Source organism: Psychrobacter proteolyticus (assembly GCF_038155145.1).
GTDB lineage: Bacteria > Pseudomonadota > Gammaproteobacteria > Pseudomonadales > Moraxellaceae > Psychrobacter > Psychrobacter proteolyticus_B.
In genome coordinates this window covers 24,045-50,047 of the sequence record NZ_JBAKAY010000003.1, presented here as the reverse complement: position 1 = coordinate 50,047, position 26,003 = coordinate 24,045, and the positions used below count along the sequence as shown (strand labels likewise).

Genomic DNA, 26,003 nt, shown 5'->3' with positions numbered 1-26,003 from the left:
AAAACTTATAGAACAAAAATCGTAGTAGGTTATGGCAACGTTTGAATTTAGAATGGTATAGGCGATTAATTGTCACCTATACCATTATTCTAGATTAACGACTTATTTAGAATGCACCATTAAGTCCAACGAATAAGCTGGTTGAGTCGTCGTCATTACCTTGTGAATGTGTGACACCAGCATTGGCATTCAATAGACCAAAGCTTCTAGATAGGCCAAGTGTCATAGCAACGTTATCCTCATCAGTTTCGACCATAGGCGTCTCAAAGCTGATATTTGGGAGCGTATTTAAACGTGCGGTTACCGCTTCGCGATTGTCACTCAGCTGCTTTTGGTAATGAATATCACCAAATAAGTTTAGGTTCTCCATCAAGCTATGATTGGCTTTGAGGCCAAGCTTGCCATATGTCGTAGAGTATTTCTGCTCATCGAACTGCATAGCAATGCCAGACATCTCTTTTTCTTTGAGTCCGTCAATTTTTACGCGGCTCGCTGTGGCACCGATATAAGGCGTAACGGCAATATTGCTCACTTGCATTGGGTAGCCTGCCTGCAGGTTGGCATAAAAGCGCTTGCCATCAGCATTTGACTTAAACTGCTGTTGGTTACTACCAAGTGTGACAGCACGTGTGACATCGACATCCATGTTGCCAAATCCTGCAGCACCATTGATCTGTAAACCGCCAAACTTGTTGCTATGGTAGACACCAAAACCGATCTCTCCTAGATCAATATCACTCAAACCTGTGCCAACGTCTGAGTTTTCAAAGTCTTTTTGAGTGATGTTGCCGTATAAGCCTGTCACTGCATTGGCTGAGTTAGGATGAGCAAAATCTACACCCAGCAATACTTGAGTATTATTATCACCATCAAACCCTGCAATTTCTTGATTAGCGACTTCACCGACGGCCCATAGTGTACGGGCAGGTTTTTGCTCACTGCTTTGAATTTGGTTGACGTGTGACTGTAAGCGCTCATTGGTCGCAAGTCCAGTTGTTGTTGCAATATGTGGCAGCACACCGATTAAGCTAGGCGCAGTGACAACAGCATTTGCATAGTCAGCAATCAGTTGATGGGTAGCGCCTGTTGGATGTATGCCATCAGCGAAAAAGTAGGTTTCGTTGGCATTTTCTTCTACAAGAGTATCAGGTCCACAAGTTAAAGAGCTATTGTTGTCACCGCAAGCTTCATCGGTGACATTAGTGAAACCATACTGAGCAGGCGACGCAATGATCTCTTGAGTTAAGCTAAACATATCTAGCGGTATGATATTAGCGCCAGTATTTGCTGCGGCACTAAGCATGAATTGATTGTATAGACTAGTAGCACCAGTACTTTGCGCCTGTGCTACAGGCCCTTGATCAATAACTCTAGGAGTTAGACCGACATCAGGAATATTGGGTACTAAGATATATTTGGCACCATTGTCTTTTAATGCATTAATCGTTTCGGTTTGGCTAGCTACTGCTCCAAGTATGGTCGCTTGGGCATTAGCAGGATCTTCAGCCGCCGCAAGTAAATCATTTGCACCTGCCCACACCACATAGAGTCCATTAGAGTCTACTGTGTTATTGGCGAGGTAGCTATCGACTTGGCTATTGGCAGAAGCAATAGGAATACCGCCAGGGAAAAGCGCTTCTTCGCCTGCTCTTGCACCGCCAATAGCATAGTTATTACCAGTTTGATTTCCAAGATAGACAACGGGAACAGCCGTGGTACCTAGCTGCTCAGCGAATGAGGTCGCCCATGTGTTGTCAGGGTTGGTGGTAAACTGAGCAGGACCTGGTACAACTTGACTAAAATAGCCCCCATCGGTCAGGCTATCACCGAAAAAAGTGACACTGTCATAAGCATTTGCGTGAGTAATACCAGCGATAGATAGGCTGATAGCAAGCATGCTTTTAGTAAAAGTTTTAAGAGTGGTATGGCCAATTTTAGAACGTGAGGTATTACGAGGCATAGCGACTTCCTTGTCATCAATGTAATAGTTTGTCAACCGAGTGTAACCACTTTTTAGAAAGCTAGCAATCGTTTTGATTGCAAAATTGCAAGAATATTGCCTGATTTAAGTAAGTTTTTAGAGCATAAAAAAGGGGGAGTAAGTATTAAAAACTCATACTGTCTCGCTCACATAATATTTTGTTTCCTTCTATGTAATTATGCTGTAAGCACCTGATTTTTATTTAGTTGTCTTTGTTGAAAAGTATAAGAATTATCTATCGATATCGCTTATTTGGCCTAAACAACTGCTTGCTCATGAATAGTATCAAAGCAGCACTCCACAGCAAGGTAATCGGGCCAAATGCGCATACAGACGTCACTGGTGGCAAGAGTAAGTATAGTTAGCAGTATCAATACTATAGAAACTGAAATTAAGCTTGTTTTTGTGGACGCAATAATAATGCAAGTCCAAGTGCTACAAAAGCTGCGATACCAGATATCATATAACTGATACTAAAGTCACCAGTGACTTCTGCAAGATAACCTGCGGCTACTGGCCCAAGAGCTTGCCCACCTGAAAAAGTAAAGGTCAGCGCTGCGAGCGCACTTGCCGCCGCCGCAGGCCCGAAATAATCGCCCGCCGAAGCTGCCATAATGACAGGCACACTCCACACCACTAAGCCAAACAGAATAATTGACAAGTACAGCCCTAAACTCCAATCAGTCAGTCCGACCAACAGATAAGCGATGGCAAGGAAGAAAAAAGCCAACGCCAGACCAAGGCGTCTACCAATATGGTCAGAAATCCAGCCAAACAACATGCCTGAGGACATGCTAAGCAGTCCAATCCATGCCCAAATTCCGCCCGCAGTCGCTTCACTCAGTTGATACGAGCCAACCATGCTGGTGACAATAAAGGTGACGTAAACCATATAGGTGGCGCCATAAATAGCAAAGATGACACCTAAATGTACAAGCAGCTTAATATTGCTACGTTCTAGCTTTTTCTTATTTTTAACAGGTAAGGTAGGTGCGCGCCCAAAAGGATTTTGACTAACATCGTCTGGATGATTGCGAATCAAAGCGAAAGTAAGCCAAGCCACCGCAATATTAATCACGGCAAAAATTAGCCAACCTGTTTGCCAAGACAGTAGAGTAGAGATGGGTAAGAGTTTGGGTACGACAAAGCCTGATAAAATGATACCAAATCCAGGCCCCGCCATAACCAGTCCTAGAGCAAGCCCGCGGTGTGAAGGGAAAAACCAATGCGACATGACGCTCATCATTGGTAAGACCACGCCGCCGCTACCGATACCTGTCAACACATAGAGTGCGCAGAGTACTGGAAAACTGGTGGTAAAAGCCATACCAAGCATCGAGACAGCAATGAGGAGTAGACTAGCTGTTGCAGTCGTTCGAGTACCTAACCGAGGTAGAACAAAAGGGCTTAGAAGCACCGCAACGAGATATCCTATTAGGTTGGTAAATCCCAAGATTCCGCTTTGAGTATAATTTAATCCTAAAGAAGATGACATGGATGGTAGTAACATGCCAAATGCAAATCGTCCTAACCCAAGTCCGCAGAACATTGCTACAGAGCCTGTAGCGGCAACGATCCAAGCATAATGCAATTTACCCAATCTAAAGGGCGCATTGTTATTTTGATTTCCTTGATTTCCTTGATTTCCTTGATCTCGACTGTCTCGTTGAGTCATTCGATCAGACATCACGAATCTCCATCAAGTTGAAAATTGGTAATATATATCGTACCTAAATTTAGATCGTAGGTAGTGACTTCCTTGTTTTGAATAGTATCCATTTCACACTCATCCTTTTGTGCTTAACCTCTATCAGTCCTTTATTGAGTACGCTTATAGCTTAAGTATACTTATGTCCAATAAAATTAGTATAACTGCACCTGAACGTCCGTTCAATGAATGTGTAAGAAATCCTTGAAATGATTTATAGGCCACATTGTTATATTCATACATAAAGAAAATGCCAGCCCATTTAGATGGCTGGCATTCTGCTTGTTGTTCTCTGACGATTCCTTCCCGACTGCTATTTTTTGGCTATCCTTTAATATAGGCTTATTAGCTAGCCAAGTCGTTTACTCAATTCAGGAAATCGTTTAATCATAAATAGCATTAAGAGTAATGCCACAGCTGCGATAGCCGCACCTGTGTACCCTACGCTAGATAGTGAGATGTGCGTGACGGCATAACCACCGAATAGCGCACCCGTACCAATTCCTAAGTTAATAATACCTGAGAACATCGACATCAGCATGTCTTGTGCATTGACATCGACCATGATGACTTTGGCCTGCATGGAGATAATCAGTAGCATGAGCGCCGCGCCCCACAGTAAGGCAATAAAGCTGAGCGCCCATACAGAGGTCACTGCTAGCAACAGCGCAAGCATAGACACGAGCATCAGTATGGTCGATATTAGCATCAATCTGGTATTGAACCGATCACCCCAACGACTAAAAATCACACTGCCCACAATTCCTGCTGCACCGAATAGCAACAGTACAAAAGTCGCAGCGTTTTCACTGATATTACCGACTTGGCGCATGAATGGTTCTATATAAGAATAAGCTGTGTAGTGGGCTGTAAAGACCAATAAAATAAGCAGGTATAGACAAACCAATAAAGGGTTTTTAAGTAGTTCTGGAATCTTCCTAAAAGATCCTTCAAACATACTAGGTAGCGTTGGTAAGAGTCTCGATTGTAGAATAAATACAATTAAGGCGATGACACCAATACCGCCAAAGGTCGCTCGCCAGCCAAACCATTGCCCAACCAAACGCCCCAGCGGTACACCCAGTACCATTGCTAACGATGTACCCGTCGCCAGTACGCTAAGCGCCATGGCTTTTTTGCCTTCAGGCGCGACGCGTATCGCGATTGCAGCTGTGATCGACCAAAATATCGCATGCGATAACGCAATTCCAACGCGACTAATGAGTAGCACATCAAAGCTCCAGGCAAATACGGACAGTACATGACTGGCAATAAATACGGCAAAAAGCCCCAAGAGCAAGCGTTTGCGCTCAAATCGACTGGTTAATAGCATTAGTGGCAATGACATCGCTGCAACAATCCAAGCATAGAGTGTCAACATCCAGCCAGTCTCTGCCGTCGTAATAGAGAAGTCTTGGGCAATGTCGCTCAACAGCGCCACAGGAACAAATTCTGTGGTGTTCATAATAAAGGCACTAACGCCCATCAAAAATACTTGAAAATACTGAGTTCGGCGAGCGTTTGAACTGGCCTCAAGGTTATGTGTCATAAAATCCAATACAGATGCGAATACTACGTGTGATAGGTCAAAGTGGGGCAGGCTCAATTAGAATACAAGGTTTGCGGGGCAAGATAGCAAGCCCACGTCAATCGTGAAAGGTGTTTTTTGATAAGGATTGTTAATTGGACGTTTATTGAGGATACTTGAGTAATATGAAACTATCGTTAATCATATTTAATGCGTTGGGATACTTGCTAACGACTAAACTACAACTCATTGAAAGAAAAGCGACACCAGTTGTCGTAGAAGGTTTTAAACAGCTTTATTTTTATGTGAGCTTATACTATAGTTATTAGGTCAGGCAAAATAACATGAGATAAAAACCAGTTAACCCTCGGAGCGCAACGCTTCACTTCTTAACTGAGTCTTAAACGCTATCTTAGCAATGTTTTTTCAGCAATGTTATTTACGTTTAATCCTAAACTGCTGCGCCTGTACAAACTCAAAAACCATATTCATTAATGAACGAAAAACTTAGCAGAAAAAAGCTCGTTAGCGTTGCAAAAATCTTAGCAATGTAACAGCGAAAAACTGTGGCTAAAAAGCCTATCCGAATTAAAAACTACTACCTTACCAAGTCGATTAATTTACGTAACTTTATAGATAATGACGTCATTTAAACAATGGCGAATAGGCTCGGCTGGCTTGAAATCAGCATTCAGAATATAACAACAATGAAAAACTGCAGCGAAAAAACCAAAATCAAAATAATAAGGATATAACGATGACGACATTAACGTATCAGTTTGAACAAAAACGGTTAGACAATATGCAGTGGTCGGTTGGCTCAAAGCTATCTGGTATAACGGCACTAGCAAATGATGAGAAAGGCCGAGTACGAAAACAGCCATTGTTTTACCTCGAAACGGTTTCTGTAGACAGTTATGAAGATGATATTTACTTCGTGAACAATACCGATGAGACGCTCAGATGGGTAGCACCCTTTAAACCCTATCGAAGCATAAAAGAAGCACGAGCGGAGTTAGGCGATAGCAGTGATAAAAACTTACGTAAAGTGAAGCTCTATAGTGATGACATAAATAGCGTGTATCAGGATGTACTGCCTAAGCAGGGCGTGCGAATTGGTAGCACTCATATTATGTATGATAGTGATGCAATGATGCAGTGGTTCATACATGTGCCTTATAAAGGGCCAGATACTCATTATGCGATTTGGCAATTTAATGTAGCGGAAAAGGGCGGGATTCGAGGAACTTATCCGTTGCTGTGGGATGATTTTAGTAAACCCTCGCACATGGTGAATTGTGACTGTTTGTTTGATCAAGCTGATATGCCGATAGAGGTCAGTATTTATGAAGAGCGCTGTGCAATGCTTGACAGGCTTATCGGGTCATTTGGCATATCAAATGCCATATTCATATTGGCAATCAATGATGTGCTCTATCGTTATGGCGTGGGCTGGAGCGCGCCCTATAGCGAGTCGGATATACAAGCGCAAGACATTGCGATGAAACTAATAGAACAAAAGCCAGAAAATGCAGAAGCGGTGAAAGCCATTGTCCAAGCGGTTTATGACTTTTGGTTTAACGAAGGTTTTGCAAAAAATACCTCAATGCAGGCTTGTGAGGAGCTTTTGAGTTTGCATCAAGCGCAGGTTGCTAGCCAAAAACCAGTTTGATTTATAAAAAAAATTATCAAGAAGAAACCTAAATAATAATTAAAAAAGGAGAACCTTATGATGTTTCCTATCGAAAATAACGACACGTTCTTATTGTTTTTCCATGGTCTCGATTCAAGCAATGAGACCAGTAAATATACCTGTATCACACGTGAGCCTAAATATTGCCAAACGGTCAACTATCGAGAGAATTTTGCAGAAATATTTGAGATTTATGATGCTTTGATTCGCGAGAAAATCGCACAGTACCCGCAAGTAGTGTTGGCAGGGCATTCGCTTGGTGGCTGGTTTGCCAATCATTTTGCCCATAAATACAACTTGCGGGCACTGTTGATTGCGCCTTGTATCTATCCAAGTGAGGTATTGGTTGACCGTATCCCTGACGTAGTTGATATGAAGCTATCTTTTCCCACGACCAATACCGAGATGGTACGAGTTATGGTAGAAGTCGACGATGAAAGCTTAGACGTAGCAGTCGCTAGACGAACCTTAGTGAATCTGCCTGACAGCTGGGAAGTTGATTACTTTGCAGGCGGTCATCATCGTATCGCTCGTAGCAGTGATATCTGGTATCACGTAACGCATCTGTGCGAAGATCCCATCGTTTGGATGGATGAGGCAACATATCATGGTGAAAACTAATAGCAAGGGCAGTCAAAAACTGTCGCGACTGATGGATAAATAGACCACTAAAAATAATTGATTGACATTAAAGACGATCGGTCATAATATTTATGCATGACGATTACTAAGCCAAAAGCCCGTCGAGGGCGTCCACCCAATGTTGAACGAGAGTTTACGGATACCCGTGAAGCTCTTTTGAGATCTGGGATGGAGATGTTGACAGAGCAAGGTTTTGCGACCACTGGTATCGATGCCATACTCAAACGTATCAATGTGCCTAAAGGCTCTTTCTACAATTATTTCAAAAACAAAGAAGCATTTGGACAGGAAGTGTTGCGGCAGTACGCGTTGTATTTTGCTCGCAAGCTAGATCATTGTTTTCTGAATGAGCAAGTATCTCCTATGCAGCGTATTAGTGACTTTGTTGAAGATGCTAAGTCGGGAATGATCAAGCATGAATTTCGACGCGGTTGTTTGGTAGGCAACTTGGGCCAAGAGATTGTTGTGTTGCCTGGCAGTTTTCGTTGTGAGTTGGAAAACGTATTGCTTGATTGGCAAGAGCGTTTAGCGGCTTGCTTGCGTCTGGCAGTACAACAAGGACAAATACATCCTAATAGTGATTGTGATGAGCTTGCTGCTTTTTTTTGGATTGGTTGGGAAGGTGCGGTTTTGCGTGCTAAGTTGGTGCAAGACGTCAGTCCATTAGATACTTTTTTCCGAGGTTTTGTAGCAGGAATACAGAAGTAATTTTTTATCCATATTTTTAGACGACCGGTCTAAATTATTTTTTACTCATTTATAGATGATTGGTCTAAATAGGAGCTACTATGTTCAATGCAATATTAATTGAAAAAAATGACGATGTTTATCAGTCTAATCTGACTGAGATACAGGACACGCAATTGCCAGAAGGGGATGTCACGGTTCGTGTGGCATATAGCACGCTTAACTATAAAGATGGACTGGCCATCACGGGTCGTAGCCCTGTGGTACGCACATTTCCCATGGTTCCAGGGATTGATTTAGCGGGTACTGTCGAAACAAGCAGTCATCCTCGCTACAAAGTTGGCGACAAGGTGTTGTTAAATGGTTGGAGCGTGGGTGAGAAGTATTGGGGCGGTCTATCACAAAAAGCGCGATTAAACGGTGACTGGCTCATCCCGCTTCCTGAATCGATGACTGAACGTCAAGCAATGGCAATAGGTACGGCAGGATATACTGCGATGCTTTGCCTAATCGCATTAGAGCGTCATGGACTCACACCAGAGCGTGGTGAAGTATTGGTGACTGGTGCTAATGGCGGCGTTGGTAGTTTTGCTATCGCACTTCTAGCAAACCAAGGTTACTCTGTCACTGCCTCTACGGGTCGCTTAGAGGAAGCGGAATACTTAAAGAGCCTTGGTGCAACGACGATCATAGACCGTGCTGAATTGAGTAGTCCGGGACGTGCACTTGGAAAAGAAAAATGGGCCGCCGCAATTGATTCTGTTGGTAGTCATACGCTGGCCAACGTTTGTGCTAGCACGTGTGAAGATGGTTTAGTCGCTACCTGTGGATTGGCTCAAGGCATGGATTTCCCTGCTACTGTTGCGCCATTTATTTTGCGCGGTGTCAGTTTGCTTGGTATCAATAGTGTGACGCGACCTTATGATGAGCGGGTAGAAGCATGGCAGCGTTTAAGCACAAGCTTGGATATGATGCAATTAGATGCAATCACTAGAGAGGTTGGTCTAAGCGAAGTCATTCCGACAGCCAGCGATTTATTGGATGGTAAAGTTCGTGGTCGAATAGTTGTTGACGTCAATCGTTAAACGTTAATTTTTAACACTTCAACACTTCAACACTAACATTTCGATGTTGAGCCTTTATTTAATACATGAATAAATGATGCATCGAAAGGTCTAAGATTGAATAATTAAAGTGAAAAAGAAGTATTCACAAACGGTCACAAATATCGGTATTTATTTTTTGTCATCTGATGTGCTATCATCGTTGAACGATCTATCGTGGGTTTAACAGTTTTGTTATCGCCGACCATGACAATAGTCTCATGGCGGCGCGACAAACCTTGCAACTTCCAGCACGATATAAAACAACTCTGGTAAAGCGCATGAGCCTGTACTCCGACAACCTCATTTGTGCCTGATTTTTTGCCTATTTGGGCGTATATCATACTTTTTCGTCGGAGTTACAGGAGTCTAAGGTGTTCAATATCATGAGCCACATTGCTAATCCATCTAAATATACCCGTCGTTATCACCCACGCCATTCTCTAGCGCAATATATCATCAATCAAATAGAGTCGCTTGAGCTGCGTCCGCAAGATATCGTCAAGCAAATGGGTTATCCTCTTAAACACACTATACCTGCCTATGACCGCCTGCGCCATGTACTGTCGAGCAAATTCCTTGGGCTTGATGGTAGCTATATGGACAAACACTTTACCGCTGATGAATTTTTAGCAAAACTGTTTGCCGTACTTGAGATACCGTATCAGCCATTCGCAGAAGATATTGCGCAGATTAAATATGATTTAGCAAATTACTCTAATACGCTACCCAGATATAGCTTACGAGCGGAAGTGGATTTTACATTTGCGAGTGCTGATAACTGGATGTCTCGTGGTGCGGCTTCACGTTTTGCGCAAGTACACTTGCCTAGCGGTTTTGCCAAACTGGACGATGCTGCCCGTAAATCAGTGATTCAAGACAGCATCTTCGAGCATTATCAGCAGTATGAGGGCAGTTTGCCATACGACGGTGTTATCAAAGGCTATCGACTGACTATTGAACAAAACAACCATGTGGTCGACCATGCAGAGTATGGATTGCCAAAATCTAGCAGTATCTAAAAAGCTTTGAGCGTGTAAGCAGCACGAGCTGTTAATGACATTGATTGAATAATCATATTGACTAAAAAATATAAAAAAGCCTCACGTTATCGTGGGCTTTTTGGTTTTTTACATTATGTTTTATTCTAAGAGTCAAACACTGCTAAGTATCAGTTTTATAAAACTCATTTTAAGCTTTCAGCTTTAGACTTCAGGTTTAGAGATGGCGCGCCATAAGATCACAAATAGCGTATCAAATTCTGCATTTAACGGTGTTTCTGTTTGGCGAATGGTATGCATTAAGCCAAGTCGACTGATAAACCCCATAAACACATCGAAGAGTATGTGCAGTGGGACAGTGTCATTGAGCACCCCACGATTTTGCCCATCTTCTAATACCGCCAAAAACGCCCCAATAAGCTCTTTGTTTTCATAGATTGCGATATTACGTATCCGCGAGGCTGAGACAGAAGACAGCACCATTACCGCATCTGGATGCGAGTCGACAAAATCAAAGCAGACCCACAGTGTCTTACGTAGACGATCTTGTACGCTATCAATCCCTTGCAGATGATCCATAATTCGAGCGGCCAATCTGCCGAGTACAATATCCATAATGGTATAAAACAGCGTTTGCTTGTCTCCAAAATACTTATAGAGCGTTTGCAAAGAGACGTTTGCAGACTTTGCAATCTGCGCCATCGTCACCTCATTAGCATCAAATCCTGCAAAGACTTTACGAACGGCTTGCTCAATTTTATCCAAAGTTGCGGGCCGCATATCGGATAGGGGCGCTAGAGATCGAGTTTGCGTGAGGCTATCTGACTGACTAAAGGTTTTCATATTTATCGCTTCTTAAAGTATTGGCTATTTGATACGTCCTATCAGTTAAATGATTTGCTCGATAATTTAACGTGATTAAATCAATAAGTAATGTAAATTACCATTTTTATTTAATTGATTGCGAAGTAGTTTTTCGTAGCCTAGTATAAGACTCGTGTATTAATAAATACAAAGAATTTATAGTATATCTATAACGGTAATATAAATTACCATAAATTTAAAAAATGGCTTAGCTATAGTCAGTTCAATATAATTTCGATACAAGGAAACCAAGTGCAAGTTATACATTAGTATGCTTAGTGAGGATGACGCTGTAGCGGATTTATATAGACTTGACTATATAGTTGTTATTCACTTCACCTTGTCAAGGATAGACATCATGAGTATCGAAAAATTTACCCCAAACTGGATGACCGAAGAGCATCAGATGGTGCACGACAGCGCCTTAAAAATGTTTCAATCTTGGGATCCTAAAGATGAGCAGTGGCGCAAGAATGGCATGATTGATCGCGCTGCGTGGGAAGAGGCGGGCGAGATGGGGTTCTTGTGTGCAGCGATACCAGCTGAATATGGCGGCGGCGGCGGGGATTTTGGTCATGAAGCGGCGCTTATCTACGCACAGACCGAAGCCAATCAGTCAGGATTTGGCGGTATGGTGCATTCAGGTATTGTCGCGCCTTATATTTTAGACCACGGTACTGAAGAACAAAAACAAGCGTGGCTACCCAAAATGGCAACGGGCGAATATATCGGTGCTATCGCCATGACCGAGCCTGGTACTGGCTCCGACCTACAAAACATCAAAACCTATGCGGTAAAAGATGGTGATGACTACATTATCAATGGCTCTAAGACCTTTATTACCAATGGTCAGCACGCCAATCTTATCCTACTAGCATGCAAAACAGACCGTGAAAAAGGTGCGCAAGGCGTCTCACTTATCATCGTAGAAACGGACAAAGTAGAAGGGTTTGAGCGTGGGCGCAATCTCGACAAGATTGGTCTGACGTCGCAGGATACATCAGAGTTGTTCTTTAGCAATGTACGTGTGCCACAAAAGAACCTGTTGGGTACGGTAGAAGGTATGGGCTTTATCCAAATGATGCAGGAGTTGCCGCGTGAGCGTTTAATCATTGCGCTATCAGGGGTTGGTTCGATGAAGCTTGCTATCAATCTAACGCTAGATTATGTAAAAGAGCGCGAAGCCTTTGGCAAACCTATTTGGAAGTTTCAAAATACCCGCTTTAAGATGGCGGAGTGCTATGCCGATTATCTCGCTGCCAGCACCATGTGTGATGCGGCAGTGGATGCGATGTTAGATGGCAAGCTCTCTGTACCGCATGCCTCATTAATCAAATATTGGGTCACCGAAAAACAGTGTGAAGTCATCGACGAATGCGTGCAGCTGTTTGGTGGCTATGGCTATATGACAGAGTATCCTATCGCTCGTTTATATGCTGATGCGCGCGTGCAAAAAATCTATGGCGGTACCAATGAGATTATGAAGGAACTGGCTTCACGCTTTATGTAGCCGCGTAGCTTATTGATTGGTTACAAGCCCATGTCCTATCTAGCAAGTTAAATAGGACATCAGCATATTCTTTACAAAATTTACAAAATAAAAAAAGGATTTTTTATGACTGAGACTGCTTATATTTATGATGCGATCCGCACGCCACGGGGCAAAGGAAAAAAGGACGGTTCGTTGTATCAGGCATCACCGATTTGGCTGACGCGAACTTTGTTAAAAGAGATGCAACAGCGTCACAACTTGGATACCAGTTTGGTCGATGATGTGGTACTTGGCTGCGTGACACCAGTGGGTGAGCAAGGCTCTGATATCGCCCGCATTGCTGCTATCGATGCTGGCTGGGCACAGAGTGTGGCAGGTCTTACCTTATCTCGTTTTTGTGCCTCTGGTCTGGAATCTATTAATCTGGCGGCTGCCAAAGTCATGTCAGGTATGGAAGACATGGTAGTGGCAGGCGGTGTTGAGTCTATGAGCCGTGTGCCGATGGGCTCTGATGGAGGGGCGTGGTACATGGATCCACGTGTCAATGAAGCGACGCATTTCGTACCGCAAGGAGTGGGTGCAGATACCATCGCAACGCTCAAAGGCTTTAATCGTAGTGATGTCGATGCCTTTGCCACCGAGTCGCATCGCCGCGCGGCACAGGCATGGGAGAGTGGCTATTACGATAAGTCTGTCGTTCCTGTCACCGATATCAATGGCATGATGCTGTTAGATAAAGATGAAACCATCCGTCCTAATACCAATGTCGAAACCTTAGCTGGGCTAAAACCTTCTTTTATTATGCCGGGTAAAATGGGCTTTGATAGTGTGATATTGGACAGATATACGACGATTGAAACCGTCAATCATGTGCATCATGCAGGTAACTCCTCTGGCATCGTCGACGGGGCAGCAATTTGCTTGATTGGTAGCGCCGCGGCTGGTCAAAAAGCAGGGCTAAAACCACGCGCCAAGATCACGATGGCCTCAGTTATTGGCTCAGAGCCTGCCATTATGCTGATAGGTCCGACACCAGCTTGCCAAAAAGCCCTCGATAAAGCGGGCATGCAAGCCTCTGATATAGACCTTTGGGAGATTAATGAAGCCTTCGCTGCTGTGTCGATGAATACCGCTGATGATTTTGGCATCTCGCTTGATATCGTCAACGTCAACGGTGGTGCAATATCCATGGGTCATCCGCTTGGGGCAACAGGCGCGATGCTGATGACGACTGTCCTTGATGAGTTAGAACGACGTGACCTACAGACAGCTATGATTACGCTATGTGTGGGCGGTGGCATGGGTATTGCCACCATTATCGAGCGTGTTTAACTTCTTTCTAAAATAAACTAAAACGCAATATACAAAGAATCATTTAAGGGATAAAAATGATGACAAATAACCAGACAGCAGATAGCGTAACAGCCATTAATGAATTAGAGAACTTCTCTGCCCAGCGTGATGACGACGATGGTATCGTCACCGTCACAATTGACCAAAGCAAACGAAAAATGAATGTTATCGGTGATGGCTTTACGGAGTCGTTCGCCACGATGGTCGATAGTTTCATCAATGATGATGCCGCTACAGGCTTGATTCTCACATCGGCTAAAGAAACCTTTGTGGTTGGTGCAGATATTGATCAATTAAACCAGATAAAGACAGCCGAGCAAGCATTTTCACTGACCGAAGAATTAAAGGGAAGTTTGCGCAAGCTTGAGACCTCAGGTAAGCCTGTGGTCGCTGCTATGACAGGAACCGCACTAGGCGGCGGTTTAGAGCTTGCACTGGCATGTCATTATCGTATTGCCATTGACACGCCCAAGACCAAGCTTGGTTTGCCTGAGGTGAAACTGGGCTTGCTACCTGGCGGCGGCGGTACTCAGCGTTTGCCTCGATTGGTCGGTATTCAGGTAGCACTGGAGCTGATGACTCAGGGCAAAGAATTACGACCAGCTGCGGCAAAAGACATTGGACTTATTGATGCGACCGCTACTGATCGAGCAGATATGCTGAAGCAAGCAAAAGACTGGATTCAAAGTAATCCAAGCGCGCAGCAGCCATGGGATAAGAAAGGTTTTAAAATTCCTGGCGGCGATAGTAAGCATCCAAAGGTAGTTCCTATATTCTCTATCGCCCCAGCCATGGCCAATCAAAAATCACATGGCAACTATCCAGCGATTACTCACATTATGTCTTGTGTGTTTGAAGGATGCCTAGTAGATATCGATACAGGGCTTGAAATTGAGTCGCGTTATTTTGCCGCTTGCGTGATGTCTACTGAATCTAAAAACATGATTAACACCTTATGGACGCAGCTGAATAGTATCAAGAAAGGTCAGTCTAGGCCCCAAGGGTTTGAGCGAACCCAAATTAAAAAGGTCGGTATCTTGGGCGCTGGCATGATGGGCGCTGGCATTGCTTATGTCACTGCCAAAGTAGGTATAGACGTTGTCTTATTGGACACAGAAATTGCCAATGCAGAAAAAGGCAAAGCGTATTCTGCTAGTATTTTGGATAAAGCCATCAGCCGAAAGCGTGCTACTGAAGAGAAAAAACAAGCTCTCTTAGAACGCATCACGCCAACCGTTTCTTATGATGATTTGGCAGATTGTGATCTTATTATCGAAGCGGTGTTTGAAAACCGAGAAATCAAAGCAAAGTGTACCCAGCAAAGTGAAGCAGTGATTTCAAGTAAGGCCGTCTATGCGTCTAATACCTCAACGCTACCGATTACTGGACTGGCAAAAGCCAGTACGCGACCAAACCAGTTTATCGGTCTGCATTTTTTCTCGCCAGTAGACAAGATGCCGCTCGTTGAGATTATCATGGGCGAGCAAACCGACGATGCGACATTGGCCAAAGCTTTCGACTATGTTGTGCAAATAGGTAAAACGCCTATCGTCGTCAATGACAGCCACGGATTTTATACCTCGCGGGTATTTGGCACCTATGTTTCAGAGGGTATTGCGATGCTAGGAGAGGGTATGCATCCGCGTAGCATCGAAGTCGCCGGACTAAAAACAGGTATGCCGATGCCGCCGCTAGCATTGCAAGATGAAGTGTCGTTGAGCCTCGCATTGCATGTCAGCGAACAGCAGCAGCTTGATATGGCAGTCGAAGGTAAGCCAATCGTAGTGCGGCCTTCTTATGACATACTAAAAACGCTGGTTAATGAGCATGGGCGCGAAGGTAAGAAAAATGGCAAAGGATTCTATGACTATCCAATAGAGGGTGATAAGCATCTATGGCCTGAGCTGGTAAATTTATATCCGCCAAAATCAGAGCAACCCTCGCAGCAAGATTTGGTTGACCGTTTGATGTTTATTCAAGCCAATGAATCTGCTAAATGCTATGAGGAAAATGTTGTGCGCTCAGTTGCCGACACCAATATAGGGTCTATCTTTGGCTGGGGGTTTGCACCGCAGCATGGCGGTACGCTACAGTTTATCAATGCAATTGGTTTGGACGAGTTCATCAAACGTAGTCGTGAGCTCGCGGCAAAATACGGCGAACGTTTTGAGCCAGCTCAAATCTTGTTAGATATGGCAGCCAAAGGCGAGGCCTTCTCCGATGACTGACATGCATGTATCAAATCATGATCAAATGGGAGACTGTCTACAAGGGTTACGAGTGATCGATCTAACTCGTAACTTGCCGGGGCCTTTTGCTACGCGTTTGCTAGCAGATTTGGGCGCGGACGTCCTTAAAATCGAACCCAAACAAGGTGATCCTGCTCGGGTATTTGGTGAGTTATTCGTAGCTCTAAACCACGGTAAGACGACCGAAAAATATGACTTTCATGATCCCAAAGCCATTGAAGCTATAAAAGCACATCTCAAAGAAGCTGATGTGATGCTAGATAGCTTTCGCCCAGGTATCTTGGCGGAAATGGGGCTAGATGCTAAGACCTTGCATGCCATCAATCCAAAGCTAGTAATAGTGTCAATCACTGGCTATGGTGTAGCAGGCAATTACGTAAAAGAAGGCAATTACGTAAAAGAAGGTATTTACTTAGAAGATGCTGACTCAAAAAATGGCTCTCAAGTGAATCATGACTGGGCCAATAAGGCAGGTCATGATATCAATTTTATGGCTATGAGCGGTGTACTAGATCAGCTAAGAACAGCGCAGGGTGAGCAGGCTATGCCCAATATCCAGTTTGCGGATTTGGCAGGTGGTAGTGACACAGCCGTGATAGCATTGTTGGCTGCTGTATTTGCCGCCCAGCGTACGGGCAGGGGACGACACATTGCTATTAGTATGACGCACAGTTTGTACAATCATATGGTCATGCCAAAGGTCACAGGCAAACTGATTAATAGCCTTTCAGGAGATGGCTTAAACGACACTCTACTGCCGCAGCATGATTTTTTAGGCGGTGCATTACCATGCTATCGATTGTACCAAACCGCTGATCAGCGTCATATGGCGGTTGGTTCCTTGGAGCTGAAATTTTGGCAAGGTCTATGTGAGGTATTGGAGCTGCCGTCGCTTAAAGAAATACACTGGCAACTTGGTATCATGCCCAATAGACCCGAGAGTGAAGCCGCGACCAACACAATCGCGGAAAAATTTGCCAGTCAAACGCTTGAGTATTGGCAACTTGTATTTTCAGTAACGGATGTCTGTGTGACCCCTGTGTTGAGTTTACATGAAGCCAAAGTTCACCCTTTATTTGCACATCAAGATGAACATCATGCGACGTCAGGGTGGCAACAGGTGAATTGATAATTAGTATGTAAGTAGTCTTAGAGAAAAGAGAAGATGGGTTTAGCCCTTGAAAACGATACCAATCTGCTGCTGGCTAGCATCGTCTTTTTAGTCTGTATTATTCTGACTGCCTGTCTAAACCAGAGTGATTGAACTTGTATATTTATAACTGTCTATCTAAAATTGCCTGAATAAGAGACAATACACCCATAAATCCTAAAGTCTTACAGTACTGAAAAATAGTAGCACGTTCAAAGGCTCTTAGAGATTGAGCAACACAGACATTTAATAAATTTAACTTAAGCAAAAAGGCAGTTCTGAATGACCAAACATAACCCGTATAATTTTTTACCTTTGCAGCCAACAGGTAGAAACGAGACCAATACTGCTAATACCTATGCTCCTGAAGATATGATTAAAATATACGAGCAGCAGTTTCTCATTCAAGTGCCGGAAGAAGAGCTGACCAAGTTTTTGCCAGCGTTAAAAGCATTCTATGATATCGATAACCACACCTTAGATGTCAGTGCCATTATTTTTGATGCAATCGCAGACTCTGCTATCATTTATAATCATAAAATCAAAGTCGGCGACTATCAGATATTAGGTGAGTTGATAGAAGAGGCGATTGAGTATGATGAAGACAACAAAAGTGATGAAAGCGCTGAGAGTGAAGAGATTCAAGCCTATACATTAGAGTGCCAACGTACATTTTTCATCAATGATGTAGAAATACCTTATCATTTCAACCTGTTCATTTATGGCGATGGTTATTCTACTTTGACCAAAAAAGAAACCGTACTAGAAAAAATGTACTGGTTTGTCAGAGGTAGATTTGAAGAGGATTTATTAGATGATACTGAAGATAATGACAGCTTAGAATCGATTAATGCGCAACTAGCCAGTTTAGGTATTCGTGAAATGGATCTGACGACTGTAGATGAGATAATCAGCTATGTAGAAGGCAGTATCATTGACGATCCAATGGTGGACGAGCTTAATAAACTGTTGGATGATGCTGAGTAGTGTGGAATATAGATTAGTAGAGTGATCTAATGTCAAAAGAATAGATTTGAAAATAAAAAACTAGAAAAAAGCCTCACTGCTCGTATGATGAATGGAGAGGCTTTTTAAATTCCTAATCTCATAAATAAGTTCTTTCAACATCATCCAAAATCACATGACTTTATACATTTCTAGGTTTTTACCCATCTCTCCTCAAAGGGTCAGTCAATTTCCTATATAATGTGAGCTATTTCGTTATTGTTGATCCATTCAATTTAGTCTTTTTTCTTAGCAAAAAACGCTTATTATCAGGTAAAACGGTGCTTTATGTTCAACGCTTCCTCGACTCGTTTAAATAAATACATCAGCGAAAGTGGTATTTGCTCTAGGCGAGACGCTGACCGCTTTATTGAACAAGGTAATGTATACATCAATGGCAAACGTGCGTCGGTCGGTGATCAGGTGGTTGCTGGTGATGCAGTAAAAGTTAATGGTCAGCTTATTGAGCCGCGAGAGCCTGATGATTTTATTTTTATTGCATTAAATAAGCCAGTAGGCATTGTGAGTACTACAGAAAGCTCTGAGAAAAATAATATTGTCGATTTTGTGCGACATAGTTTACGTATTTTTCCGATTGGCCGTTTAGACAAAGATTCCCAAGGTTTGATCTTTTTGACTAACAATGGTGATTTGGTCAATAAGGTATTACGTGCTGGCAATAATCATGAGAAAGAGTATCTAGTTACAGTAAACAAGCCGTTAACGGATAGTGTTATCGAAGGTTTGGCGGGCGGTGTGCCGATGCTTGGCAAGATGACCAAAAAATGCCCAGTGACTAGAGTAGCTCCTAATGTGTTTAATATCACGCTCGTTCAAGGTTTGAACCGTCAAATTCGTCGTATGTGTGAGCACTTTGGCTATGAAGTCGTCAAGCTTGAACGTACGCGGATTATGAATGTAAGTCTCAAGGGGCTTCCTGTTGGTGACTGGCGAGACTTAACTCCAAAAGAGCTGTCCGTGCTACTTAAATCTGTAGAAGACTCTTCTTCACAAGACAATCACTCAAACAAGAAATCTCGTAATGCGCCACGAAAGAAACCTCGTGCGAATGCTTCGTCAAAGTCAAAACCATCTACAAAATCGGCAGGGGCAGCAAAGGGGCGTAACAAATACGCCAAGGATGATGCTAGAAAACCAGCAGGTTCTAAAGGTGGACGTCCTACTGGTCGTGGTAAGCCGTCAGGGGGTAATAGTAAGTCTGGAGGCAATGGAAAACCTACTACCAATGGCAGGCGTCCTTCAAAAGGAAGAGGCTCTTCACGGTAATAATTTTTCACAATGTGGCTACTATATTTATTTTTAAAATGGCAGTAAGCTAAATAACTTTAATCTTAATGAGATAATATTATGTTTAAAATAAAAGTAGAGCGCATTGTCAAAAAACCGATTGATGAGGTATTTGAAGCACTGAGTGACCATGCCAGTTATGGCTCATTTAAAGCGGTAGGAGTGGCTAAGTTGGTGAATGAAGGTGACGAGGAGCGCAATGGCGTCGGGGCTTTACGTAGCATTCAAACGGGACCCGTTAAGTTCTGGGAGCGGATTACAGCGTTTGAACGTCCTACTCATATGCAATACCAAATCGAAAAATCTAAGCCTATCAAAATGCAGCATGATAAAGGTATCATTGACTTAAAAGACTTGGGCGATGGCACCACACGCGTGACTTGGGTGTCTGAGGGTCGATTGACGGTACCATTGCCATTAGTCGGTCGCCTGTTTGACCGTCAAATGCAGAAACAAGGAACCATAGGGTTTAGTAGCATACTCAAATCTATAGAAAGCCGCTAATCTAGCGGCAATGTTGGATTTTTTGATATAGTTATTTAGGACACGCCCTAGTGATGGCTTATTTTGTTTGAGCCATCACTATCAGTTTTAATCCGTTTTATTCTTAGCAGCTTCAATCTCGTTAAAACGCGCTAACTGCTCTGGCGTTGCTTTCTGTTGATATTTCTCTTTCCACTCAACATAAGGCATACCATAAACAAGTTCGCGCGCATCCTCGTAGTCGATGTCAATACCACGTTCTTCACCAGCCGCCTTATACCATTTGGATAAGCAGTTACGACAAAAATCGGCAAGGTTCATCAGCTCGATGTTTTGTACATCTTTACGCTCGTCTAAATGAGCTAGTAAGCGACGAAATGCCGCGGCTTCTAATTCGATGTTTGATTCTAATTTTGCCATAATATTTTCCTAATTGTAATTGAGTCATTTCAAAACTGAAATGATACTAACGATATAAATATTGCGCAACCTGTATGGGCTCAACATCTATAAAGTTTATGAATGGCTCAGTCAGTCGTTAATCAGAGTGCACTGTAGTGATAGTCAATTCTAATAGTACTATAACTCTCACAGTTGAAAAGAGACTTCAGTTTTGAAGATTGGGCACGAAATGGTCACGTTTTGGTCATGGTGCTGACTTTTAGGCTTTGTAAGTATTTGTAGTGGGAAAAAAGATTCGAACTCTCGACTCCAAGAATGGGTAATGGTCAAAGAGGCGCTATTGGTGATGCGAAAGAAGGAGCATACACTTACAATCCTGATGGTAGTATCACAGGCCCAAGTGGTGGAAGATTAACCAGTACGGGTAAGCGTGACGATAGTGGTAATGAAATCTATAAAAGAGACAGTGGTGGTTACTATGTGATTGATGATAATGGGGTTCAACGGACAACCAACTCGCCTAATGAGCATGGTAATACTTTAGGAAACCAGCCTACCGAAATTTACCAAAAGTATGATGCCGAGGGAAATTACCTAAAAACAGGCATTTCACAAAATGCCAATACTAGATACACAGATGCTGAAATTGACGGTGGAAGAATTAGAGTAATCGGCGAGCGTCCGCGAAATAAAGCTGTCCAGATAGAGCGTAATATAACCGAACGCCATCCAGGACCAGATAATAAGGAGTCATGGGCGGGCAAACGCGATCCCTCTCACCCTAAATACGACCCCAACTATATACCACCACATATAAAAAACAATACTGACGATTAAGGAGTATAACAATGTATATGATTCAATTTGGTGCTCAAAGTGGCAGTACTCAAGCTGACAAAATAATAGGTTCTTATCATCTTTTGTTAAACAAAATATTTTATCAGAAACAGGACGAAAGTGATTATTTTAAAACATTGCTCTTCCTATCCATTGTTTTTAGAGTTAGTGGTAAACATCAAAACTTTGAGTCTGAAGGAGCAGAATTTCTACAAAAGTCAGCAAGTAGGAATGTTTACACTATTGATTTCACCATTCCACAAGAGCGCTGGCAGAATAAAACCGATGTAGAGTTACGCTCATACATTGCCGAAGGGGTCAGATCCTGTTTTGATTTATTAAAACAAAAAGCTATAGAACTTGGTGAAGTCATAGATGAAGATAAGTTAGAGCGTGATTTTGAGTATGGCATGACGCAGTTTATGACTTTGTCACTCCCTGAGCTTAAAGGTAGGTAACATGAAATTATGGATAAGTTCGGAATATAGTGGTGATATTGGTCATGAGATGAGAACCGCAAGAAACTTCGTAGAAGATGAAATAAACGTAAAAATCAACGATAAAGACTATGATATTGACTTAGATAAATGGCGCTGCATAGCAATTTTAATGAAAGACAAAGTAGATCAAGAGCGATATTGTGAAGTCATAAAATACTCACCAAAGACTAAGAAAATGGATTTTAAATTACAAATTGATTACCCTGAATTTGTAAATGGAGATGCCAAGCGTCAGCAACAGTTTATCTACGAGATGCTGATGCGAAGTCTAGATTTATTAATTGAAAAGGGACTAAACGAAGCAGGCATTGAAAGCTTACGTCAAGATACACAAAGCGTTGCTTTAAAAAATGGCTGGATAATTGCTCATTAACATTACTGATTGTAGTGTGGGATGAGCCGTACACATAAAAGTTAAGCGCAATTAGATCAGAAAGCTACGATACTTCATGCATCGTAGCTTTTTTTATGTTTCTCACCAAAGCCACTGTTGGCCAAGGCGCTATTGTCACAGGGGACGCACTCACAGGTAAGGACAGCTTAGCAGGCGTCAACCGTGACGCCTTGAATACTGAAACAACTATTAAAGATGTGCAAACAGGTGGACTGGCTGTCGATACGGGTATTGATACGCGTGTGTTGACTCAGGCGGGTCGGACTGAGATTATTGATGAGCAAAAGGAACTTACCTAAGAATTTGAAAGCTATTGCAGCTATTACAGGTACGGCAGGGCTTGCTGTACCTGCTATCGCAGCGGGAATATTTGATAAAGGTAACAGCAACCCTGACAGTAAAAATAAATCAGGCCTTTTATGTATCTAACAGTCCACAGGTATCATTTACCGTGAGGAAGTTGACGAAATAGGCAATCCAGTTTTAAACGAGCTCATTTGGTGTGATATTAAAAACTTTTTATTCATGGCATCGTTGTATTGTTTAGAAAAAATTTCGATAAAACTGTCTCATTACAGTAAAGTTGCAAATAGCTGGATTACTGACTTTAAGCAGTCTAATAAATTATATCTTTTAGATGTGAATGATTCTGATATGGCATATTACTTAAAAAAAGATATGTTTTACTGTTTGTCAAAAGGAAGAAGTTATTTAATTACTTATAAGCTTTACACCGGGTTTTGTGAAGAGTTGAAAGATAAGCGAATGAGTCTGTGAGTAAGTGTCGTAACACATAAGCTTAAGTGGAGTAGCCCTCAAAAAACAAACAAAAAAAAGCCTCACTTCCTATTTAAGGAGTGAGGCTTTTAGTGCTTTTTCAAGCCATATTTGGAGCGGGAAAAGAGATTCGAACTCTCGACCCCAACCTTGGCAAGGTTATGCTCTACCACTGAGCTATTCCCGCTAATTATCAATTAACTATCGTCAGTTGATGAAGGCGTATTATACGCAGTTTTTTTTAGGTGTCAACATCTATGACGAAAAAAATTAAAGTTATTAAAATAGGCGTGTCTTCTGGCCATGGATATATGTTATAACGGTTTATTATAATATGTATTCCAAAAGCTTTGTAGTACATAAATAAGCTGGGACGCACTTTATAATTTAATCTCAATCACATTCACAATTATCAATACTTACAAAGATAAGTCATAAGGATAAAAAATGAGTCAACAATATACCATCGCTGATTATTTGTTTGATCGTGTCGCAGAAGCGGGCGCCTCTGAGATATTTGGCGTACCTGGTGATTTTAACTTAACTTTTTTGGATAACGTTCTTGCTTCTGACAAGCTACGCTGGGTAGGCAACACAAATGAGCTAAATGCTGGCTATGCTGCGGATGGATACGCACGTGAGCGTGGGTTTGCCGCCATGGTGACGACTTTTGGCGTAGGCGAGCTGTCAGCGATTAACGCGACCGCAGGTTCTTTTGCTGAGTACGCACCGGTATTGCATATCGTAGGTGCACCAAGCACGGCTCTACAAGATTCAAAGCGCCGTATTCATCATTCGCTTGGTGATGGCGTGTTCAATCATTTTATTAAGATGGTTGAGCCTGTGACGGTAGCACGAGCGCAGCTTACTCCTGAAAATGCTGCTTCAGAAATTGATAGAGTGATTCGCTTAATTCTCAAAAAGCATCGTCCAGGTTACCTACTATTATCACCAGACGTTGCGCGTCAGCCTATCTATCCACCAACGACCAAGTTGATCGATAGCCAAGAAGATATTACCAGCCAAGCGGCATTATCAGATTTTAAGCAAGCACTAACCGAGTTTTTGCCAAATAAGACCACGACCCTAATGGCAGATTTGATGGTGCATCGTTTGGGATTGCAGTCGCAGCTCAAAGCGTTGATTGCTGATACCGATATTCCTTATACCACGCTATCTTGGGGCAAGACGCTGCTTGATGAAAATAGTGACCGTTGGGCAGGCACTTATGCGGGTGTTGCTTCGCGTCCAATTGTCAAAGATGCGGTAGAAAACTGCGAATGTCTCATCAAAGTAGGGGTGCAATATACTGACACTACCACCGCAGGGTTTAGCCAAGATATCAATGAAGATGTGGTCGTAGACTTGCATTATGAGCGTGCTTCTATCAGTGGTAAGAACTTTGCACCGATTGCGCTAAAAGATGCGTTGCAAGCCCTACATGAAGTGATGACCTCTGGCATTAATATCGTGCCAAAACCTTTCTGTGAAGAAGTTAAGCCGCACGAACAAAAAGGTAAAGACAGTGAGGCTATCCGCCAAGATGACTTATGGCATATTATCGCTGACCGCTTAGATCACAATAATTTGGTGTTTTCTGAACAAGGCACGGCCTATTTTGGTATCAGTGATGTGCGCCTACCAGAAGGGGTAACATCATATGGGCAGCCGATGTGGGGGTCAATTGGCTACACGTTACCTGCCAGCTTGGGTGCGGCAATCGCATCGCCAGATAAGCGTAGCGTGTTATTAATTGGTGACGGCTCAGCATTGCTAACGATCCAAGAGCTAGCGGTCATGATTCAAGAACGCATCAATCCTGTGATAGTCTTAATCAATAACGACGGCTATACGGTAGAGCGCGCGATTCATGGCGAAAACCAATACTATAATGATATTCCTAAATGCGATTGGCAAATCATGCCGCGAGCGTTTGGCGCGACAGAAGAAAATAGTGTACTACTCAAAGCAGAGACAGCAGGCGAGCTAAAATCTGCTTTCGACAAAGCTGCTGCGACTACCGATAAGCTTATAATGATTGAGGTGATCGCAGACAAGCATGATATTCCGCCATTGCTAGCAGACATCAGCGCGGCATTAAAGCCAAAAAAGGACTAAGTCATTCGTAAAAGCTTAATGAATAAAAGTAACAGCCCCATTTAGCAACTTAGCTAGATGGGGTTTTTGCATTTTTTTATCATACAGATTAATTAATCAGCGATTGCTCTTATGTCAGTTTGCAGACTTTAGTATCATGGCGGATTGGGCTACGTTCAGCCTTGATAGTCAACAGGAGACAGACCCGTCGTGATTTGGTTAAAAATGCTTATCGGCGCCTTGATGGTACTGGCGATTCAAATGTTCGCCCAAACCCGGTTTTTCTATTTGGCGGCACTTGCGCCGCTATTCCCCACTTTTACGTTAATCAGTCACTTTATCGTTGGTACTGAGCGCAGTCCTGCTGATTTAAAGGTCGCGCTGATATTTAGTATGCTTGGTGTCATACCGCATTTGATTTATACCTTTGTGGTATTTTTTAGCATCAGTTATATGAGTTTATACAAGGCACTGCTATTAGGGGTGGTCGCTTGGACAATAGCGGCGGCTATTCTGGTACTGACATGGCAATACATTCAGGGTTAAGTAATATTAAGACGTAAACTCTTTTAGCACAGCAATGATATTTTACAAGCTTAACTTTAATATTAGAGCGTTTTTTATTGAAGTCTTTTTTATTGATTTAGTATTGGCTGCTAGTTCTGATGGTGATGCTAATATCATCATAAATAATTGTCATTCATATTTTGAATAACGGCCGCTTATGATAGGCTCACTGGTGTAATATC

General features: G+C 42.7%; 24 protein-coding genes and 1 tRNA gene. 19 read left to right on the top strand and 6 right to left on the bottom strand.

What is annotated here, in order from left to right; all coding sequences use genetic code 11:
• Nucleotides 1-106: 106 nt before the first annotated feature.
• The 3 genes from V6252_RS04565 to V6252_RS04555 form a co-directional block, all read right to left on the bottom strand.
• Nucleotides 107-1,960 carry an autotransporter domain-containing protein gene (locus V6252_RS04565; RefSeq protein WP_341609489.1) on the bottom strand — a complete coding sequence of 618 codons (1,854 nt, stop codon included), beginning with the start codon at nt 1,958-1,960 and terminating at the stop codon, nt 107-109.
• Nucleotides 1,961-2,372: 412 nt separating this feature from the next.
• Nucleotides 2,373-3,668 carry an MFS transporter gene (locus tag V6252_RS04560; RefSeq protein ID WP_341609487.1) on the bottom strand — a complete coding sequence of 432 codons (1,296 nt, stop codon included), beginning with the start codon at nt 3,666-3,668 and terminating at the stop codon, nt 2,373-2,375.
• 370 nt (nt 3,669-4,038) lie between these two features.
• Entirely contained in the window at nt 4,039-5,238 is a 1,200-nt protein-coding gene (locus V6252_RS04555) for a sugar transporter (RefSeq protein ID WP_341609485.1), read from the bottom strand.
• A gap of 736 nt (nt 5,239-5,974) precedes the next feature.
• On the opposite strand from V6252_RS04555, the gene V6252_RS04550 reads away from it, so the two are divergent.
• The 5 genes from V6252_RS04550 to V6252_RS04530 all read left to right on the top strand — a co-directional run bounded on the left by V6252_RS04550 (nt 5,975) and on the right by V6252_RS04530 (nt 10,364).
• Entirely contained in the window at nt 5,975-6,889 is a 915-nt protein-coding gene (locus V6252_RS04550; RefSeq protein WP_341609484.1) for a hypothetical protein, read from the top strand.
• 57 nt (nt 6,890-6,946) lie between these two features.
• A complete protein-coding gene (locus tag V6252_RS04545; protein WP_341609483.1) occupies nt 6,947-7,531 on the top strand; it encodes a YqiA/YcfP family alpha/beta fold hydrolase in 585 nt (194 codons plus the stop codon).
• A gap of 96 nt (nt 7,532-7,627) precedes the next feature.
• Nucleotides 7,628-8,260 carry a TetR/AcrR family transcriptional regulator gene (locus V6252_RS04540; protein ID WP_341609481.1) on the top strand — a complete coding sequence of 211 codons (633 nt, stop codon included), beginning with the start codon at nt 7,628-7,630 and terminating at the stop codon, nt 8,258-8,260.
• Nucleotides 8,261-8,340: 80 nt separating this feature from the next.
• On the top strand, nt 8,341-9,324 hold the full coding sequence (locus tag V6252_RS04535; protein WP_341609479.1) for an MDR family oxidoreductase: 984 nt from the start codon (nt 8,341-8,343) through the stop codon (nt 9,322-9,324).
• A gap of 404 nt (nt 9,325-9,728) precedes the next feature.
• Nucleotides 9,729-10,364 carry a hypothetical protein gene (locus V6252_RS04530; protein ID WP_341609478.1) on the top strand — a complete coding sequence of 212 codons (636 nt, stop codon included), beginning with the start codon at nt 9,729-9,731 and terminating at the stop codon, nt 10,362-10,364.
• Between the two features lie 183 nt (nt 10,365-10,547).
• Here V6252_RS04530 and V6252_RS04525 read toward each other — a convergent pair whose 3' ends face one another.
• A complete protein-coding gene (locus V6252_RS04525) occupies nt 10,548-11,186 on the bottom strand; it encodes a TetR/AcrR family transcriptional regulator (protein ID WP_341609477.1) in 639 nt (212 codons plus the stop codon).
• A 379-nt stretch (nt 11,187-11,565) separates the two neighbouring features.
• On the opposite strand from V6252_RS04525, the gene V6252_RS04520 reads away from it, so the two are divergent.
• The 7 genes from V6252_RS04520 (at nt 11,566) to V6252_RS04490 (ending at nt 20,268) form a co-directional block, all read left to right on the top strand.
• Nucleotides 11,566-12,717, top strand: a complete 1,152-nt coding sequence (locus tag V6252_RS04520; RefSeq protein WP_341609476.1) for an acyl-CoA dehydrogenase family protein — start codon at nt 11,566-11,568, stop codon at nt 12,715-12,717.
• Nucleotides 12,718-12,822: 105 nt separating this feature from the next.
• Nucleotides 12,823-14,031, top strand: a complete 1,209-nt coding sequence (locus tag V6252_RS04515; protein ID WP_341609474.1) for an acetyl-CoA C-acetyltransferase — start codon at nt 12,823-12,825, stop codon at nt 14,029-14,031.
• Nucleotides 14,032-14,087: 56 nt separating this feature from the next.
• Entirely contained in the window at nt 14,088-16,280 is a 2,193-nt protein-coding gene (locus tag V6252_RS04510; protein ID WP_341609473.1) for a 3-hydroxyacyl-CoA dehydrogenase NAD-binding domain-containing protein, read from the top strand.
• On the top strand, nt 16,273-17,430 hold the full coding sequence (locus tag V6252_RS04505; protein WP_341609472.1) for a CaiB/BaiF CoA-transferase family protein: 1,158 nt from the start codon (nt 16,273-16,275) through the stop codon (nt 17,428-17,430). Before V6252_RS04510 ends, V6252_RS04505 begins: the two co-directional genes overlap by 8 nt.
• 303 nt (nt 17,431-17,733) lie before the next feature.
• Entirely contained in the window at nt 17,734-18,438 is a 705-nt protein-coding gene (locus V6252_RS04500) for a hypothetical protein (RefSeq protein WP_341609471.1), read from the top strand.
• A gap of 306 nt (nt 18,439-18,744) precedes the next feature.
• Complete coding sequence (gene rluF / locus V6252_RS04495) at nt 18,745-19,743, top strand: 23S rRNA pseudouridine(2604) synthase RluF (protein ID WP_341609470.1); 999 nt, start codon at nt 18,745-18,747, stop codon at nt 19,741-19,743.
• A gap of 81 nt (nt 19,744-19,824) precedes the next feature.
• Nucleotides 19,825-20,268 (top strand): SRPBCC family protein, encoded by a 444-nt coding sequence (locus V6252_RS04490; protein WP_341609469.1) that lies wholly within the window; start codon nt 19,825-19,827, stop codon nt 20,266-20,268.
• 87 nt (nt 20,269-20,355) lie between these two features.
• Here V6252_RS04490 and V6252_RS04485 read toward each other — a convergent pair whose 3' ends face one another.
• Nucleotides 20,356-20,667 (bottom strand): DUF1244 domain-containing protein, encoded by a 312-nt coding sequence (locus V6252_RS04485; protein ID WP_341609467.1) that lies wholly within the window; start codon nt 20,665-20,667, stop codon nt 20,356-20,358.
• A 297-nt stretch (nt 20,668-20,964) separates the two neighbouring features.
• Here V6252_RS04485 and V6252_RS04480 point away from each other — a divergent pair, with 297 nt between their 5' ends.
• The 5 genes from V6252_RS04480 (at nt 20,965) to V6252_RS04460 (ending at nt 22,809) form a co-directional block, all read left to right on the top strand.
• Nucleotides 20,965-21,486, top strand: coding sequence for a hypothetical protein (locus tag V6252_RS04480; RefSeq protein ID WP_341609466.1), 522 nt, complete (start codon nt 20,965-20,967; stop codon nt 21,484-21,486).
• 11 nt (nt 21,487-21,497) lie between these two features.
• Nucleotides 21,498-21,944: a hypothetical protein gene (locus V6252_RS04475; RefSeq protein WP_341609464.1), complete on the top strand. Its 447-nt coding sequence runs from the start codon at nt 21,498-21,500 to the stop codon at nt 21,942-21,944.
• A 1-nt stretch (nt 21,945) separates the two neighbouring features.
• The gene (locus V6252_RS04470) at nt 21,946-22,359 is read left to right on the top strand and encodes an Imm44 family immunity protein (protein WP_341609463.1); all 414 of its coding nucleotides are present in this window, start codon (nt 21,946-21,948) and stop codon (nt 22,357-22,359) included.
• Between the two features lie 95 nt (nt 22,360-22,454).
• Nucleotides 22,455-22,679 carry a hypothetical protein gene (locus V6252_RS04465; RefSeq protein WP_341609462.1) on the top strand — a complete coding sequence of 75 codons (225 nt, stop codon included), beginning with the start codon at nt 22,455-22,457 and terminating at the stop codon, nt 22,677-22,679.
• A gap of 4 nt (nt 22,680-22,683) precedes the next feature.
• Complete coding sequence (locus V6252_RS04460) at nt 22,684-22,809, top strand: hypothetical protein (protein WP_341609460.1); 126 nt, start codon at nt 22,684-22,686, stop codon at nt 22,807-22,809.
• 460 nt (nt 22,810-23,269) lie between these two features.
• Here the strand turns inward: V6252_RS04460 and V6252_RS04455 are convergent.
• Nucleotides 23,270-23,344: transfer RNA gene (locus tag V6252_RS04455), tRNA-Gly, on the bottom strand.
• 260 nt (nt 23,345-23,604) lie between these two features.
• Between V6252_RS04455 and V6252_RS04450 the strand changes: the two genes are divergently transcribed.
• Together V6252_RS04450 and V6252_RS04445 are read left to right on the top strand one after the other, a co-directional pair.
• Nucleotides 23,605-25,275, top strand: coding sequence for an alpha-keto acid decarboxylase family protein (locus V6252_RS04450; protein WP_341609459.1), 1,671 nt, complete (start codon nt 23,605-23,607; stop codon nt 25,273-25,275).
• A 189-nt stretch (nt 25,276-25,464) separates the two neighbouring features.
• The gene (locus V6252_RS04445) at nt 25,465-25,800 is read left to right on the top strand and encodes a GlpM family protein (protein WP_227511140.1); all 336 of its coding nucleotides are present in this window, start codon (nt 25,465-25,467) and stop codon (nt 25,798-25,800) included.
• Nucleotides 25,801-26,003: the final 203 nt, after the last annotated feature.

Coding starts and splice junctions, on each gene's coding strand:
- V6252_RS04500 (WP_341609471.1), top strand. CDS start 17,734: ATGACCAAACATAACCCGTATAATTTTTTACCTTTGCAGCCAACAGGT.
- V6252_RS04555 (WP_341609485.1), bottom strand. CDS start 5,238: ATGACACATAACCTTGAGGCCAGTTCAAACGCTCGCCGAACTCAGTAT.
- V6252_RS04550 (WP_341609484.1), top strand. CDS start 5,975: ATGACGACATTAACGTATCAGTTTGAACAAAAACGGTTAGACAATATG.
- V6252_RS04510 (WP_341609473.1), top strand. CDS start 14,088: ATGATGACAAATAACCAGACAGCAGATAGCGTAACAGCCATTAATGAA.
- V6252_RS04515 (WP_341609474.1), top strand. CDS start 12,823: ATGACTGAGACTGCTTATATTTATGATGCGATCCGCACGCCACGGGGC.
- V6252_RS04470 (WP_341609463.1), top strand. CDS start 21,946: ATGAAATTATGGATAAGTTCGGAATATAGTGGTGATATTGGTCATGAG.
- V6252_RS04530 (WP_341609478.1), top strand. CDS start 9,729: ATGAGCCACATTGCTAATCCATCTAAATATACCCGTCGTTATCACCCA.
- V6252_RS04520 (WP_341609476.1), top strand. CDS start 11,566: ATGAGTATCGAAAAATTTACCCCAAACTGGATGACCGAAGAGCATCAG.
- V6252_RS04505 (WP_341609472.1), top strand. CDS start 16,273: ATGACTGACATGCATGTATCAAATCATGATCAAATGGGAGACTGTCTA.
- V6252_RS04540 (WP_341609481.1), top strand. CDS start 7,628: ATGACGATTACTAAGCCAAAAGCCCGTCGAGGGCGTCCACCCAATGTT.
- V6252_RS04565 (WP_341609489.1), bottom strand. CDS start 1,960: ATGCCTCGTAATACCTCACGTTCTAAAATTGGCCATACCACTCTTAAA.
- V6252_RS04485 (WP_341609467.1), bottom strand. CDS start 20,667: ATGGCAAAATTAGAATCAAACATCGAATTAGAAGCCGCGGCATTTCGT.
- V6252_RS04490 (WP_341609469.1), top strand. CDS start 19,825: ATGTTTAAAATAAAAGTAGAGCGCATTGTCAAAAAACCGATTGATGAG.
- V6252_RS04450 (WP_341609459.1), top strand. CDS start 23,605: ATGAGTCAACAATATACCATCGCTGATTATTTGTTTGATCGTGTCGCA.
- V6252_RS04525 (WP_341609477.1), bottom strand. CDS start 11,186: ATGAAAACCTTTAGTCAGTCAGATAGCCTCACGCAAACTCGATCTCTA.
- V6252_RS04560 (WP_341609487.1), bottom strand. CDS start 3,668: ATGTCTGATCGAATGACTCAACGAGACAGTCGAGATCAAGGAAATCAA.
- V6252_RS04465 (WP_341609462.1), top strand. CDS start 22,455: ATGTTTCTCACCAAAGCCACTGTTGGCCAAGGCGCTATTGTCACAGGG.
- rluF (WP_341609470.1), top strand. CDS start 18,745: ATGTTCAACGCTTCCTCGACTCGTTTAAATAAATACATCAGCGAAAGT.
- V6252_RS04480 (WP_341609466.1), top strand. CDS start 20,965: ATGGGTAATGGTCAAAGAGGCGCTATTGGTGATGCGAAAGAAGGAGCA.
- V6252_RS04535 (WP_341609479.1), top strand. CDS start 8,341: ATGTTCAATGCAATATTAATTGAAAAAAATGACGATGTTTATCAGTCT.
- V6252_RS04475 (WP_341609464.1), top strand. CDS start 21,498: ATGTATATGATTCAATTTGGTGCTCAAAGTGGCAGTACTCAAGCTGAC.
- V6252_RS04545 (WP_341609483.1), top strand. CDS start 6,947: ATGATGTTTCCTATCGAAAATAACGACACGTTCTTATTGTTTTTCCAT.